This window comes from Paenibacillus melissococcoides (genome assembly GCA_944800085.1).
GTDB lineage: Bacteria > Bacillota > Bacilli > Paenibacillales > Paenibacillaceae > Paenibacillus_B > Paenibacillus_B melissococcoides.
Map to the genome: position 1 here is coordinate 376,874 of CALYLO010000001.1, position 15,584 is coordinate 392,457.

General features: G+C 56.4%; 11 protein-coding genes and 2 pseudogenes. 12 read left to right on the plus strand and 1 reads right to left on the minus strand.

Annotated features, from left to right (window positions below; translation table 11 throughout):
- Positions 1-188 precede the first annotated feature (188 nt).
- The 5 genes from OCY70_RS01835 to OCY70_RS01855 all read left to right on the plus strand — a co-directional run bounded on the left by OCY70_RS01835 (position 189) and on the right by OCY70_RS01855 (position 6,192).
- Positions 189-2,288 (plus strand): peptidoglycan D,D-transpeptidase FtsI family protein, encoded by a 2,100-nt coding sequence (locus OCY70_RS01835; RefSeq protein WP_213426539.1) that lies wholly within the window; start codon positions 189-191, stop codon positions 2,286-2,288.
- Positions 2,289-2,387: 99 nt separating this feature from the next.
- Complete coding sequence (locus OCY70_RS01840) at positions 2,388-2,696, plus strand: SGNH/GDSL hydrolase family protein (RefSeq protein WP_213426490.1); 309 nt, start codon at positions 2,388-2,390, stop codon at positions 2,694-2,696.
- A gap of 552 nt (positions 2,697-3,248) precedes the next feature.
- On the plus strand, positions 3,249-3,986 hold the full coding sequence (locus tag OCY70_RS01845; RefSeq protein ID WP_213426489.1) for a Cof-type HAD-IIB family hydrolase: 738 nt from the start codon (positions 3,249-3,251) through the stop codon (positions 3,984-3,986).
- 24 nt (positions 3,987-4,010) lie between these two features.
- A complete protein-coding gene (locus OCY70_RS01850; RefSeq protein ID WP_197259999.1) occupies positions 4,011-4,496 on the plus strand; it encodes a DUF456 domain-containing protein in 486 nt (161 codons plus the stop codon).
- 61 nt (positions 4,497-4,557) lie between these two features.
- Complete coding sequence (locus OCY70_RS01855) at positions 4,558-6,192, plus strand: putative polysaccharide biosynthesis protein (RefSeq protein ID WP_213426488.1); 1,635 nt, start codon at positions 4,558-4,560, stop codon at positions 6,190-6,192.
- A gap of 631 nt (positions 6,193-6,823) precedes the next feature.
- On the opposite strand, the gene OCY70_RS01860 is transcribed toward OCY70_RS01855, so the two are convergent.
- Positions 6,824-7,939, minus strand: a complete 1,116-nt coding sequence (locus tag OCY70_RS01860; protein WP_213426487.1) for an IS110 family transposase — start codon at positions 7,937-7,939, stop codon at positions 6,824-6,826.
- Between the two features lie 534 nt (positions 7,940-8,473).
- Here OCY70_RS01860 and OCY70_RS01865 point away from each other — a divergent pair.
- The 7 genes and pseudogenes from OCY70_RS01865 to OCY70_RS01895 all read left to right on the plus strand — a co-directional run bounded on the left by OCY70_RS01865 (position 8,474) and on the right by OCY70_RS01895 (position 15,507).
- Positions 8,474-10,450, plus strand: coding sequence for a methyl-accepting chemotaxis protein (locus OCY70_RS01865; RefSeq protein ID WP_213426486.1), 1,977 nt, complete (start codon positions 8,474-8,476; stop codon positions 10,448-10,450).
- A gap of 97 nt (positions 10,451-10,547) precedes the next feature.
- A pseudogene (locus OCY70_RS01870) lies at positions 10,548-11,727 on the plus strand (acetyl-CoA C-acetyltransferase).
- Positions 11,696-13,033, plus strand: a complete 1,338-nt coding sequence (locus OCY70_RS01875; protein ID WP_213426485.1) for a class I adenylate-forming enzyme family protein — start codon at positions 11,696-11,698, stop codon at positions 13,031-13,033. Before OCY70_RS01870 ends, OCY70_RS01875 begins: the two are co-directional and overlap by 32 nt.
- A 208-nt stretch (positions 13,034-13,241) precedes the next feature.
- The gene (locus OCY70_RS01880; protein ID WP_261944546.1) at positions 13,242-14,171 is read left to right on the plus strand and encodes a hypothetical protein; all 930 of its coding nucleotides are present in this window, start codon (positions 13,242-13,244) and stop codon (positions 14,169-14,171) included.
- A 106-nt stretch (positions 14,172-14,277) separates the two neighbouring features.
- Positions 14,278-14,469: pseudogene (locus OCY70_RS01885) on the plus strand (branched-chain amino acid ABC transporter permease); the annotation flags it as partial.
- Positions 14,466-14,705, plus strand: coding sequence for a hypothetical protein (locus tag OCY70_RS01890; RefSeq protein WP_249724531.1), 240 nt, complete (start codon positions 14,466-14,468; stop codon positions 14,703-14,705). The pseudogene OCY70_RS01885 and the gene OCY70_RS01890, both read left to right, overlap by 4 nt.
- A complete protein-coding gene (locus OCY70_RS01895) occupies positions 14,695-15,507 on the plus strand; it encodes a 3-oxoacyl-[acyl-carrier-protein] synthase III C-terminal domain-containing protein (RefSeq protein WP_261944547.1) in 813 nt (270 codons plus the stop codon). Before OCY70_RS01890 ends, OCY70_RS01895 begins: the two co-directional genes overlap by 11 nt.
- Positions 15,508-15,584 lie beyond the last annotated feature (77 nt).

The window sequence follows — 15,584 nt, forward strand, 5'->3', positions numbered from 1 at the left end:
GCAGGATGCGAGGACGCTGATGCGTTCGCATAAGCGGTTGGCCTTCTTGGGGAACCTTGTGGATACCGCTGCGAACGGTCAGCGTCTTTTGATATATCTTCGGTTCGGGCGCTTTGGCATCAAGCAATCAGGATGTGGTAAAATAATGTATCAAGACAAATTCATGGGCAGAAAGGATGACCCGACCAGTGATTCATCCCCATGATGATCCGGAGAAGCGGGAACTGGTGAACCGCCGCAAATTCTCATTCCGCTTGAATATTTTCTTTTTTACGACGTTCGCCATTTTCAGCGTGCTTATCGTCCGGCTAGCGATTCTGCAGTTCGTGGAAGGCCCGAGCCTCAAGAAGCAGGAATACGAGCTCAGCTATAAGGCGGCTCCGATCGCGCCGCTTCGGGGAACGATTTTTGACGCGTCCGGCCAACCGATCGCTTATTCCACATCGACACAGTCGTTATACTTCAATATTGAGAAAAATTATGGCGATCCGTCCAGCGGCAAACTAACGAAGGCGCAGCAGGAGAATCGGGCAGAGGCTTATGCGCTGGCGAAGCGCCTGGCCGAGGCGTTCCGGCAGTACGGCGAACCGGAGGAGAAGCCGCTGACGGCCAACCGCATCTACCATGTCCTGATGGATTTGTCTTCCCGGGTCAATTATTCGTATACGCCCCGCATTATCAAGACCGGCTTGACCCGGCAGGAGGTCGCTTATTTTCTGGAGCATAAGCCGGAGTTCCCGGGCATCGATATTGTGGAGGACAGCGTGCGCAATTACAATCCGATGGCGGTCCAGACGGTGGGGTACCTGAAGAAGTTCAAGGGCGTGCGCGCGGAACCGGGCTTCTATCAGGACCTGTTCGACAACCGGAACAAGCTGCCGCAGGAGAAGCTGTATCTGGATTATGAGGATGTCGGCTTCGACGGCATCGAACGGATGTATCAGGAAGAGCTGCGGGGGCTGAACGGGGTGAAGAAGATCCCTGTCAATGTGGCCAACCGCGTCATCGGGCCGATGGAAGTGACGAAGCCGCAGCGCGGCAATGACATTCATCTGACGATCCACCGGGATATTCAAAAAGCGACCGAGGAAGCGATTATGCGGACATTGGAGAAAATCCGCAATTCGACCAACCGCTCGGAGCGTGCGCCGAACGCCCGCACCGGGTTCGCGGTCGCGATGGAAGTCGAGACGGGCCATGTCGTGGCCATCGCCAGCATGCCGGATTATAATCCGGAGGTATGGAAGAACGGCTCGATCAGTCCCGAGAACTATAAAAAATATCAATATTATTTGTTGAACGGGGCGATCCGGGATGTGCCGGCTCCCTACGAGGACAATAACGAGCGCATGAAGCATCCCGGCTCGGTCGTCTATCTCGGCTCGACGATGAAGCCGTTGACCGTCTTGATCGGGTTGCAGGAGAAGCTGTTCTCGCCGGGCGAGACTTATCCCGATTACGGATATGCCGAGATCGGGCGCGCCGGGTCAGTGCGGCGGATCTGGAACTCGGGCAATGCGTCCTTCGGCCCCATCAGAGCAGCGAGAGCGTTGCAGGTGTCGTCGAACTCCTTCATGGTCGACATGGTCGGCAAGCGTCTCTACAGCCTGCCGTCGGTCAATGGCAGGAACGGACTGACGATCTGGGATGAGTATATGGAGGCGTTCGGTCTCGGCGTGCTGACGGGAAGCGGCCTGCCGCTTGAGCAGCCGGGGAGGAAGGATTACCTCATTGACGCGGAACAGAACAGCGCCCAATCCGCGCTTGCCGGAGCGTCCTTCGGCCAGATGGGCAAATATACGACGCTCCAATTGGCTCAATACGCCGCGACGCTGGCGAACCGCGGCGAGCGGATTAAGCCGCAGCTCGTCAGCAAGATTACCGATGGGAACGGACAGGTGATTCGGAACTTCGGCCGTGAAGTCCTGAACCGGACGAAGATTGAAGATGAATACTGGCGCATCGTCGAGGAAGGCATGTCCAAAGTGACAGCGCATGGCTTCGACGGCTTCCCGTATCCTTATTACCGGAAGACCGGAACCTCGCAGCAGCAAGGGGTGAACGGCGAAATGCTCGACAATGCGGTGTTCATCGCTTATGCGCCGCAGGATAAGCCGAAGCTCGCCGTAGCGGTCGTCGTTCCGGAGGGAGGATTCGGCGCTTACGGAGCCGCTCCGATCGGGCGGGCTATCTTCGATGCCTATGACGAGGTATATGGCCTGACAGGCAAGCCGAAGAAGAAGGCGAAGGAGCCGGCGGACAGCTCCGTTGGTCGGGACGCGGAATAATGGCACAGCGGGAAGCGAAGACGCGGTTGCGTTCGCTGAAGAAGGAAGCATGCGATGGCCTGCCCAAGCGATCGCTCCGCTTCGACAGGGAGGGTCAACATGCGGCTTATCGGATTGGGAGACAGTATTACGGCAGGTGTCTTTTTGCGGCCGGAGGATACGTTCCTGTACTTATTGGGCCAGCGCTATCGCATGGAAATCGTCAACGCGGGCGTGCCCGGCAATACGAGCGCGCAAGGTCTGCGGCGCATAAAGGAGGATGTGCTGGCCCGGCATCCCGATGTATACACCGTATTATTCGGAATGAATGATCACGTCGCGATTGGGCCGAACCGCCCGGCGGTTCCCGTGGATGAATTCCGAAGCAATCTGGTGCGCATCGTGCGGGCGCTGAAGTTGAAGCGCTGACCGGGCGTGCGGGATAACCCGTCATGCGAGTCACCTGCCAGGGGTGGTCCGCATACGATATCTCAACGGCCTTGCTTTTTTGCAACCTAAAAGTTGCCCCTATCCAATAGAGTTGGCCCTGTTAAATAATTGGACGAACCAGGAAGTAACATCAGCTTGCATATGTGCGAATAAAGGAGTGTTGGCAGCGATGAAGCCAAAGCAGTCGAAATGCAACTCGGCGTTTAAGAGGTTCATTATGACCCTCCTGTTCCTGAGTGCCGTCATCGGATTGTCCGCCTGAACCGATTCGAAGCTCACCTGTACAGGCAGGATGCAGCCGCGGCCGCGATCAACCCGTGGGGAAAGCTCCTGACAGCGAAATCGGAGGACGATAGGCGGTTCGTGACCGGGCGGTTGAGGAAGCCGGGCAGCGCATATGCGCAGCTTCCACACTAGCGTTAGACGGCTGCGCGCTGAAGATCTAGGCAGGAAGTCTTTGTTGCTGATGCTGTGTTATGGTACAATGGCGTTATGTGTTTTGGCGTCTTTTTTTGAGGAGTGGATACGAACATGAGTAAATATCAATTGTTAGCTCTGGATATGGACGGCACGCTGCTGACCGACGATCACCGCATCAGCAAAAAGACGGCAGAGGCCATACGGGACGCGCGCGAAGCGGGCATCACGGTCATCCTGTCTACGGGACGAGCGTTCGAAAATGCGGTGCCGTACGCGGAGGAGTTGGGTCTCGATTCCCCAATGGTCACTGTGAATGGCAGCGAAGTATGGAAGAAGCCGCATCAGATTTATATCCGCCATTTGCTGGATCGCGAGGCGGTGAAGCGTCTGGTGGCCCTGTCGGAGTGGCATGACACCTGGTTCTGGGCTTATTCCACAAAACGGCAATATAATCGGGAAAATTGGAATGCCGACATCGACAGCGAGGAGTGGCTGAAGTTCGGTTATTTCAATGAGGATAAGGATGTGCTCGGCTCGCTCTGGAAGGAGCTGCGCGTCATAGGCGGTCTTGAGCTGTCGAATTCCTCGCCTGATAATATCGAAATCAATCCATCCGGAATTCATAAAGCATCCGGTCTGCGGACGGTATGCGAACTGATCGGCTGCACGATGTCCCAGACCGTCTCCATCGGCGACAGCCTGAATGATCTGGCTGCCATCCAGGCGTCGGGTCTTGGGATTGCGATGGGGAATGCCCAGGATGATGTGAAGCGGGCGGCGGATGCCGTCGTGCGATCCAATAATGAGGACGGAATTGCCCAAGCCATTTGGGAGTATGTGCTGAAGTAAGTCTGAACGGGGAGGCCCTTGTCTATGACCTTCTTAGGCTGGTTATGTGTGCTCGTATTATTTGCGGTGGGGATGGCTGGCGCGATTTATCCCATTTTGCCGGGCGCGCTCGCCATTTATGCCGCATTCTTTGTATACGGGCTGTTTTTTGGGTTCGGATCCTTCGGGTTCTGGTTCTGGTCGATACAGACATTGATTGTGGCCATGCTGTTCGTCGCAGACTATGTCGTCAACGCCTGGGGGGTTAAGCGCTATGGCGGTTCGAAAGCCTCGGTAGTCGGCAGCACGATCGGCATTATTATCGGCCCTTTTGTCATTCCGGCGTTCGGTCTTGTCCTTGGACCGTTCCTCGGCGCTTTTCTTGGCGAGATTTTTACGGGAGCCGATGCGGAAAAGGCCCTAAAATCGTCCTGGGGCGCCGTCGTCGGGCTGTTCTCCAGCATTGCCGTAAAAATTGTTCTTCAGATCGTGATGATCGTCCTGTTCTTCACATGGGTGTTCATGTTCTAATGGATAGCGGTGAATAGCAGCATCATCCGGTGAAGACGGCATACAGAAAGAAGGGAAACGTTTGGCAAAGGAATCATTTATCAAAGGAACGATCATCATTGCCGCCGCAACGCTGGTGGCCCGCGTCCTCGGCCTGGTCCAGCGCGTGCCGCTCGAGCATATGCTCGGATCGGTGGGCAATGCCTCCTTCGCCGCCTCGCAGACGGTCTATTTACTGATTCTGGCCGTCGCGACGGCAGGCATCCCCAGCACATTGAGCAAAATGGTATCGGAGCGCTACGCGCTGAACCGTGTCCGGGAAGCGGAGCGGGTCTATTATGCCGCATTGCTGTTCGGTCTCGGCTCCGGCCTGATCGTGACGATATTGCTGTTACTGTTCGCGCCGGTGTATGCCAATATGATTCAGCTTCCGGAAGCCGCGCTGGCGATCCGGGCGCTCGCGCCTGCCTTGCTCCTGTTCCCGGTCATCGCCATGATGCGGGGATATACGCAGGGCCGCAATATGATGCAGGCGAGCGGCATGTCCCAGATCGTGGAACAGATTTTGCGCGTCATCACGGCGATTGGATTGGCCTTCATTTTCTTGCAGTCAGGAGCGTCCCAGGAGTGGACGGCCGCCGCCGCTTCGTTCGGCGGAGTGCTAGGAAGCATCGGGGCGTTCGCCGTTATGATCCATTATTTGCGCAAGCTGCGGCAGGCGGATCGGGAAGCCGGCGTCCGCGCCCGGCGATCCGGGGCCAAGAAGGTGCCATTAAGCGATATTTTCAAATCGATATTCGCCATGTCGGTGCCGATCGTCCTGTCATCGCTGGCTGTTCCGGCCGTGAACTTCATTGATACGTCGATTACGATTCCGCTGTTGTCCCCGGATGTGGGACAAGCCCAGGCGGCTCATTTGTACGCCATTCTCGGACAGCGGGCGCAGTCGATCGCCGGGATTCCTCCGATTTTGGCGATTGCCCTCAGTACCTCGCTTATCCCGGTTATCTCTGCGGCCTATGCGAAGAAGGACATGAATCATCTGAAGCGGCAGACCTCGCTCGCGATGCGGATTTCCGTCCTGAGCGGCATGCCGATTGTGCTTGCTCTCTCCGTTGGCGCGTTCTCAGTGAATGGCTTCCTGTTCAGCTCGCTGGACGGATCGGAAATTATTGCGATGCTGACGATCGGAACGATATTCCAGATTACGATGATGACATCCAGCTCGATTCTTATCGGGTTGGGCAAACCGTACATCGCCATGATCAGCGTAACGCTCGGCATTCTGATCAAGCTGCTGTCAAGCTTCCTGCTCGCCAATTACTTCGGTATCTACGGCATTATCGCAGGTACGATGATCAGCTTCCTCATCATTACATGGCTTAACCTGCGGGTCATGAAGAAGGTCGTTCCGTTCGACGTGCTCGGCAACCGTTGGACAGGCTTCCTGTTGACGATCGTGCTGGCGGGCGGCATCGGCTTCGGCGTCGAGAAATTGGGCGAGCAACTGGTCGTCATCCTGCCAGCCAAGCTTGTCTATATGCTCACCGCCGGAATCGTGGCGTTGGTCGTTGTAGCGTTGTTTGTCGTGGGCCTCGTCGCGTTCCGCGTGGTGCGCCAGGATGAGCTCGGAAGCTACCCGCGATTAGTCCAGAAGGCGCTGCGCCCTTTAATGCGCCTGCAGGGCGGATCGGCACGCGGACGCGCGCGAAGATGAGCTCCGCATTCGTGCTCTTATAATCACACCAGCTAAGATTGGATAATGGCCTGGTCCCTTTCGAAAGGAGAGGGATTAGGCCATTTTTACTTGGTGGAAAAAGACGCTTCGTCGCTGCCATTTCCCTTAAGGTCAAGAACTCGTGAATGGTGTATCTCTCTCTTTATGCGCATTATCCCAATGGTTCAGAGATGCGATGAACGAGTGTGTACGGGTTCTCTTATCGCTATGAACGTGACTTGTCAAGCTCCACCTCAAAAAGCTCAAATACTCGGCGCGAAGGCAAAATGCTAGTCGTCGGCTGGCACACTGCTATCCGTGGGTTGGGTACCACATTTTATACCTGCGACAAAGGGAGCTTCCGTCAACTATCCTCGCGTGTTCCTAAAGCGGACATACGCCAGCCTTACTAACGCAGTGCCTAAAACGCGGATTTCTCCCTTACACCTTCTCTTTGCCTTCGGGCCCAATATTTCAGACATGCACTTTCCGTAAGTTTGTCAAGGTGCTTTCCCTTGACAAACGACTCCTTTTACCCACACTATTTTTCATCCCCAGCCATTGCTGGGGAGCTGCCACACGGCGAGTGAGGGGGTGCAGGGGGCATCGCCCCTTGCCTATCCGTTTTCTCTTACGCATTCGCTCTTTCTGCTTCCCTGGCGGTGGCCCATACGAACCCAACGAGTTCTCTGGCTACGGCTCCAATCGCGACATTTTTGTGCTTTCCCCGTTGAAGGACAAGACGCATATATTTTTTGTGCAACCGGTTTTGAGCTTTCCATGAAATCTCCTGGATTCCCGGCTCCAGCTCCTCTAATCTAGTACGGAGTTTTCCCTTTACTGCAGGACGGTGCCTGTAATGCCAGGCGGCCTCCACCATAAGACGTCGAAGAGAAGCATTTCCAGCCTTCGTCATTTTGCCTTTCCGATTCGATTCACCCGAAGAGTATTCCCGAGGAACAAGACCTAGAAAAGCCATAAGCTGCATGGGAGATTTGAAGCGCTCAAAGCTTCCAATTTCCGCTGCAATGGTCACCGCGTTAACCAGACCAATTCGACGGAGTCCTTGCAAAGCCTGAATCACGGACGCATTCGCTCCCTCTGCCGCCTCCATGACAATCGCCTCTTCCAGTCGCTTTAACCGCATCTCGCATTCCACGATGGTATGATAGTATTCTTGAAAAACAACCTGCTCGGCTCTTCGTTCAAAAGTAAGTCTGGTTAACCATTGAACATAGGTCTTTGTCCATCGCGTTTTCATGGTAGGTGGATGATGAATCTGGTGTCGGAGCAGGAAATGAACGACACGCTGCCGGGCACGATGCAGATCTTCACGGGCGGCCTCCCTAGCTCGAACCAAATCACGTAAAGCTTCATTTTCACGAGAAGGAACAAAGACAGGAGTTAGTTCACCGGCCCGAAGTAGCTGGGCTAGTCTTAGGGCATCCCGTCTGTCGGTTTTGATATGGTCACCAGGACGAGCCGGGATGAGCGAGGGTGCAATGACGCTGCAAGAAATCCCCATTGAAGTAAGCCAGCGGTACAGATCGTACCCTGTAGGTCCTGCTTCGTAACAAACCTCCAGTGTCGATGGCGAACCTAATTGCTTGACTAGTTTGCGTACAGCTTCCGGTTTATGGGGAATTTCTCCCCAATAGCGAGCCTGCTCTCTGCCTTCTTCCGCAATGGCTACCGAAATTTTTTCTTTCGAGACATCTAAACCAACGTATTTTGTGGTATCCTTCATAATGAACAGCTCCTTTTGCTTTGTAGCTCTGAAATGGTGGTTTTCCTACTTTCCATTTTAACCTACGAAATGAAGCAAATACGGAGCTGTTTTCACGTTCATTATAACTATCCCATTGGTTCAGTTACGTGATAGTGTACCCTAGCCTCTTATATGCAATCTCCCCGTTACTCAGAATCGATTACCTCAACATTGTGGATCGGATATTTGAACCTGCTCAATTTCAATCAAGTCGTGTTAGTAATTTACGGACGTTCATTTCAATAAAATTTGTTTCCCGCCACTTGAATTGAAAATGAATGAAATGACTGAAATGATGGAAGGAAATAACGACTAATACCGAAAAGGCGGTTGGGATAGGCTGAACCTGACCAGAAGGGAGGCTTCCAAGAAAGGAGCAAGGGGAGGATAAATCCACTCGCTTTCCTTTAATTACCTTTTGACTTTTTTTCTGAATAGTATAAAAAAGTATGGCGAAAATGTCCGATATACGTACAGAGTTGAATTTAAAACGGACAAAGAGGAGATTTCACAGTGAAATACGGTAAAAACTGGGCGCAGTCGATTCGGCATTCCATGCAAAAAAAGATGATTCTGCTGCTCACCTGCTTTATCATCGTTCCAACGATTATTCTTATTGTCGTGTTGACGATTACAGCCTCGAACAATACGAAGAATATGATGTATCACGAGGTTAGTGAAGCGACGAAGTCGATTTCGCGGCTGCTGAATCAATCGTATGAGACGAATGCCTATATGATTGGGAGCTTGGCCAACTCAATTAGCGAGTACCCGCAGGACATCGAGCGAATCAAGCATCGGGTGACGGAGCTGGCTGGAGACGTCAACACGATTTTGAATGCTTATGTGGTGCTGGGAGACAAATATCTCGACAGCAACGGGAGCAAGCTCAGCATTGATGATGCGTCCGAACGCGAATGGTATCAGTCGGCCTTGCAGCGCCCGAACGAGGTCTTCGTCTCGAAGCCTTATCAGGACATCATTACGGGAAAACTGGTAATGACGTTCTCGCACTCGCTGCCTAACGGAGCCGGTGTCGCGGGAATCGATGTCTCGATCGAAAACATCAAGCAATCGGTAAGCCAATTCAAAGTCGGAGACAGCGGATATATCAGTCTCATCGATAAAGATAATCGTATTTTGTTCCACCCGGAATATGAGCAAGGGACTCAAGTGGACAAGGAGCAATATAAGGAGCTGCTGACCGAGGAATATGGCGAGTTCCTGTCCAGTGCGGACGGGCGGAACGAGTTCATCAGCTTCGATAAGCGGAACAAATTCGGCATCAATATCGTCTCGGTTCTTAGCCTTGGCGAAATCAATAAGCAAGCGAATCAAATCGTTATTATCGCTTCGGTGTTTCTCGTCATGCTTATCGGGCTTATTGGATTATTTCTGTGGAGATTTGTCCGCAATATCATCCGCCCTGTCGTTCGGATACAGCAAATGACGGAGCGGATCGCGGGCGGGGATTTCACGGCGCGCATTGCGACAAGCGGCCGGACGGATGAAATCGGACGTCTGGAGAAAAATTTCAATGCCATGTCGCAGGCATTAGGCGAAATCATGACGCAATTACGAGAAGTGTCCGAATCGGTCGCGGCTTCCGCCGAGGAGCTGTCGGCGAATTCGGAGGAGAATCTCAGCTCCCTGCAAGAAGTATCGGCATCCTATCAGCAAGTGTCGGCGCAGTCGGCACAGTTGAATGAGCGCTTGAATGTCGCAACGTCCCAAGCGCATCAGTCTGCGGCGCATCTCAAGCGCGTCGTCGAATTGGTCGGGAATTCCTCCCATGCGGCGCATGAGATGAGCGAATGGGCCGTGAATGGGGAGAAGGCGCTCGAAAATGTGCGGAAGCAGATGGAGGCCATTACAAAGAACACGGAACAGGCCAAGGAGGAGACCGAGCGGTTGAATCAGCAGTCGCATGATATTCACCGTATCGTAACCTTTATTCAAGAGGTGGCCGCACAGACGGAGCTGCTTGCGCTTAATGCGTCGATTGAAGCGGCCCGTGCTGGCGAACACGGCCGCGGCTTCGCCGTCGTCGCGGGCGAGGTTCGCAAGCTGGCAGAGGAGACGAAGGAAGCGGCCGGAAAGATTACGGGCGTGGTGCAGCAAATGAGAGCGCGCTCCGAATCGGTATGGGCCGCCATGCAGAACGGAGTCGAGACGGTGGCCGAGGGGCACGCGATGACCCAGGCGGTGACCGACAGATTCTCGGATATGTTCCAAGCTATCGATGAAATGAACATTCAATTGAGCCATGTGGCTGATTTGGGCGCCCAGCTTGCGTCTTCCAACAGCGAGATGATCGAGTCTTTCGATGCCGCAAGCGAGATGACCAATGTGACATTAGTAGAAATGGAGACTGTAGCGGCAGCGAGCGAGCAGCAAAATTCGGCGATGCAGGATATGGCGTCGTATGCGAATCACTTGGCAACCATTGCCGACGATCTGCAGCAGCTGTCCGCGCGCTTCAAGTCCTAAACGATAGACAGAACGTCAGCAAGAGAGCGTTCGAGCCGAAAGCGGCCGGCGCTCTTTTTGTTGCTGCCATGTTCGAATTTCGTCAGAGGTGGACGACTTGAACGAGGTGTTCGTTGCGAGTGCGGTGCGTACTCCGATTGGAGCGTTGCAGGGCAGCTTCCAGGATACGGCGGCCACAGAGCTGGGGGCCGTTGTCATGAAGGAAGCTTGCCAGCGTGCGGGAGCGGCCGGCGAGCGAATAGACCAGGTGTATATGGGGCAGGTGCTGCAGGGCGGAATTGGAATGAACGGAGCGAGGCAGGCCTCGTTGCAGGCGGGAATTTCGGAGCAGGTTCCGGCGACGAGCGTGAATCTCGTATGCGGATCGGGCCTGCAGGAGGTAATGCTGGGAGCCCAGTGCATCCGTGCGAGGGATTCGGACGTGATTGTGGCGGGCGGCATGGAAAATATGTCGCAGTCGCCTTACATGCTGAAGAAGGCGCGCCAAGGGTATCGGTACGGGCATGGGGAGCTGGTTGACTCGGTGCTGCATGACGGCCTGACGTGCGCGATTACCGGTCAGCCGATGGGATGGACGGCGGAGCGCCTTACCGAACGCTACGGACTGGTTCGCGAGCAGCAGGATGCCTTCGCGCTCCGGAGCCAGCAACGGGCGCAAGCGGCGATGGAGGACGGACGGTTCCAAGAGGAGATCGTCGCGGTAACCGTTGCGGACCGCAAGGGCGGGCACGCCTGATTGCGGCGGATGAGCATCCCCGTCCGGGGCTGACGTTGGAGGCGCTGGCCAGGCTGAGGCCGGCCTTCAGCGCGCAAGGCATGGTGACGGCGTCAATTCGTCCGGCATCAATGACGGCGCGGCGGCTGTCGTATTGTGCACCCGGAAAGCGGCCGACACGCACGGCGTCGCCCCGGCCGCAGCCATTCGCGGATATGCCGCAGTCGGGCTTGAGCCGGAGTGGATGGGGCTGGGCCCGGTTCTCGCCCTGACGGAGGCTATCCGCAGGGCAGGCTTGCGGCTGCAGGACATCGGCCTGTTCGAAATCAATGAGGCGTTCGCGGCGCAAGCGCTGGCCGTGATGAGCGAGCTGGAGCTTGATCCCGAACGGGTGAATGTGAACGGCGGGGCCATTGCGCTCGGCCATCCGATTGGCGCGTGCGGCGCGCGTGTGCTGGTCACCTTGATTCATGAGAGGCGGCGCAGGCACATTCGCTACGGTGCGGCAGCTCTATGCGTAGGAGGGGGTTATGGTGTCGCTGTTATTATCGAACGGATCTGAGCCGGAACGGAGGGATCGGGCGATGCATGACAGCGCGCTTCAATGGTTCGACAATGGGTGCCGCCATACCCCGGATCGGATTGCCGCGGTAGATTGGTATAGAGGGCTCCGCCTTACGTACCGCACTCTGCATCGCCGCGCGGAGCGGTTGGCTGCGGCCTTGCAGTCGTCAGGCATCGCGCTTGGCGACCGGGTGGCCGTCCTGCTGCACAATCAGACGGAGATGCGGGAAGCGCTGCTCGGCTGCGCCATGATCGGAGCGATTGCAGTGCCGTTGAATTGGCGGCTGTCCGTGACCGAGCTCCACGGGATTATGCTGGACTGCGAACCGAAGCTGATGGTGTATGACGCCGATGAGCCGGAGCTGTCGCGGCTTGCCGCGGGGCTGCCGCTGGCGGACAGCGCGCTGCTGTCTGTCGCGGCATTGGAGTCAAGCACGGACTGCGCGGCGGTGCGGCGCCATCATCCGGTGCATGGCGATGCGTGGATGATGATCTATACCGGCGGCACGACCGGGAAGCCGAAGGGGGTAGTGCTGACGCCTGGCTACGTGTATTGGAATGCGGTCAACACGGTCGTCAGCTGGCAATTGACGGCGGACGACGTGACGAGGGCGTTCCTGTCGGGAGGAGCGCCTTGCCCGCTAACGGTATATCAAGCCTTCCAAGCGAAAGTCCTTCCGTTCAAGGAAGGCTACGGAGCGACCGAATCGGGGCCGAACAACTTCGTGATCGATCCGGCGATTGCGGCGCAGAAGCCCGGCTCTGTCGGCCTTCCGATGATGTTCAGCGAGGCGAAGCTTATTCCGCTGCCAGGAGATTCAGCACAGCCGGAACGGGATCAGGTCGGAGTACTCGCGCTCCGGGGCGGGCACCTGTTCTCGCATTATTGGAATAACCCGGAGGCGACTGCCGCGGCTTTGCGGGAAGGCTGGTTCGTGACGGGGGATCTGGCTTCGCGGGACAAGGACGGTTATTACTATATCGTCGGGCGTAAAAAAGATATGATCATTACCGGCGGAGAGAACGTATATCCGCTGGAGGTGGAGCAGACGCTGGAGAGCTTCCCGGGCGTCAAGGAGGCGGCGGTCGTCGGGGTGCCGGACGATAAATGGGGAGAGGTCGTGGCCGCGGTTGTCGCCGTTCACGAAGGCGCTGCGGTCACGGAGGCCGGTCTTGCTGCCTTTTGCTCGGCGCGCATCGGCAAGTACAAGGTGCCGAAGCGGTTCCTGTTCGTACGGGAGCTGCCGACAACGGCGGTAGGCAAATTGGATAAGAAGCGGATGAGGGAATGGTTCGGCGGTTGACGCAAGTCGGCCGCTTTTTTGAGGAAACCAGATTAGCAGTCGAATCAATTATGCTACAATATACAGGAGAATATGGGAAAGAGAGGTTCGTTATGAAGGAAGGACGCGTGCTTAAAATGAAGCTGATGCCCCCTCCCTTGAAAAAGCAGCTGCTTCACCGTCCCCGTATCGCGAAGCAGTTGTCCCGCATCCCGGACTTTCCCTTACGGTGTTGACATCGGGCCCGGGCTTCGGCAAGACGACAGCGCTCTCCGCATTTCTTCGATCCTCTGATTTGACGTATGCATGGTACGGCGTATCTCCCCAAGACAATGACTTCATTCCTTTTGTATCTCATATCGTCTATACGCTCAGGCAAGCGGTGCCCGGATTCGGGGAGACGGTGCTCGGCGACATGAAAGGCGGAAGCCGCAGCGGAAGCGAGGATATTTATGCGTTGGCGGATTTGTTTTTGAATGAATTGACCATGCTTCCGCAGCAGACGCTGCTCATCATCGACGACTATCACCTGGTGGAAGCGACGGACAGCATTGAACAGTGGATGCAGTACGTGCTTGCCTATCTGCCCGATTGCGAGAAGCTCCGAATCGTTATCTCCTCCCGTTCGCGGCCGCAATGGGACAGATTGGCTTCGATGCGTATCCGCGGCCATTTGCTTGAGCTCGCCAGAGAAGACCTCGCTTTTAATGAAGAAGAAATTGACGTTCTGTTCAGCGATTACTATGATTATCCGTTATCGTCCAGTGAAGTCCGGCGGATTTTCGAGCAGACGGAAGGGTGGATCATTGTGGTTCAGCTCATTTGGCAGCGCTTACTTTCGTCGAACGGAACGGACGCCTGGAACTCGTCTGCGCCGCTCTGGCGGGGCTGCCGGAGCGCAGCAAGCACCAGCATCCTTACCTGCTTGTGCTGCAGGGCGATATTTTCCGCTACCAATGTCAATATGAGGCTTCCGGCGAGCAGTATCGGCTGGCCGAGTACGGAGCCGGAAGCGCAGGCAACCGGATGGTGCAGCTGCTGGCTCTCGAAGGGCAGGCGCTGTTGTTTTTGGACACGATTCGCCCAGGACTGGCGGAGCCCTTGCTTGAGCGGGCCATTGCGCTGGCCGAAGCGCTGTACGGATATTACCCGCCGTTAGCGGAAGAGGCGGAAGCGGGCTTGGCGGCGGAAAAGGGGCCGTCCGGGCCGGCCGGGAATCGCTCGGACCCGCAAGCTTCAGGCGCGCTGGCCGCTTATCGGACGGCATGGCACGGTTCCATCCGATATTCGAGCGATGGATCATTTTTTTCGGCTTGCTGTACATTATCGTCGTGCTGCTGTTCCCGGCCGGCATCGTCGGCACGCTGCGCACCTGGATAAGAACGCGCGGAGGAGGCCGGCCCGGGCATGAACGGAAGGCGGCTTCCCGGCCTGTGCGGAAGGAGGAAGCCGGATGATGGAGCACGGCGGCAGGGAGGGCTATAGCCAGCCCGAGAGGGCGGATAGCGGAACCGCGGTCGGCTCCTTCGTCATCCGCTGCCAGACGCGGTACGATGATGCTTCCTGCGGCGCTTGGCGCATCCGCGTCACATATGTGCAGGGGCAGGAAGAACGGACGGCCGCTTCCTGGGAGGAGGCGGTGCTGTTCATGCAGCAGCGAATGAAACGGGGGAAGATGCCATATGATCGGTAACGGATATGACGAGGCGGACGCGATCCGCTTGCTGGCCACGGGGAGCTATATCCCGGAAGGGCGGATGACGAGCGCGGATATCGCCCGGGCGTCCGGCATACCGCAGGAGATCGTCGGGACGAAGCTCGGCATGAAGCAAAAACCGGTTCCCGGACCGGAGGATCACCCTTGCGAGATGGGGGTGCGGGCGGCACGGCAAGCGCTGGCCCGGGCGGCAATCGATCCGGGAGAGATCGATCTTGTCATCTATATTGGCGAGGAGCATAAGGAATATCCGGTATGGACAGCCGCCCTGAAGCTGCAGGACGATCTGGGCGCCGGCGCCGCGTATCCGAAAGTGATGGAGACGGTCGTGATAACGGACGGATCCTTTGCCGAGGATGTCATTATTCAGGCGGGCGGGACAAAGCGGCCGTTGACGGCCGAGCTAATCGCCCAGGGAGAGCCGCGGTTCCGGGTGCCTGATCCCGGCCGGATGAAGAGCCGGCTGGATGCGGTATCGATGGCCCGGTTCACCGGGGTGGTGGAACGCTCCGTGAGAAGCAGCGGCTGGCGTCCGGACGAGATCGATTTTATCGGTCTGCTCCATATGAAGCGATCCGCCCACGAGGCGGTGCTCCGGGCGCTGGTCATTCCGGCCCGGCGTTCGGTGTATCTGGATGAATTCGGGCATATCGGTCTATGCATCGAGCTGGGCGTGCAGCAAGGCCTGATTCGCCCGGGAAGCGTAGTGGTGCTGGCCGCGGCGGGCATCGGCTATGCTTGGGGGGCGCTCACATTGAAATGGGGGGAATCCGTATGAAGGCGAAGGCCGCATTGAAATCGGTCCTGCTGCCCAAGGGGGAGACGCTCGGTTACCGTGAACGGGAGGGGGGGAGG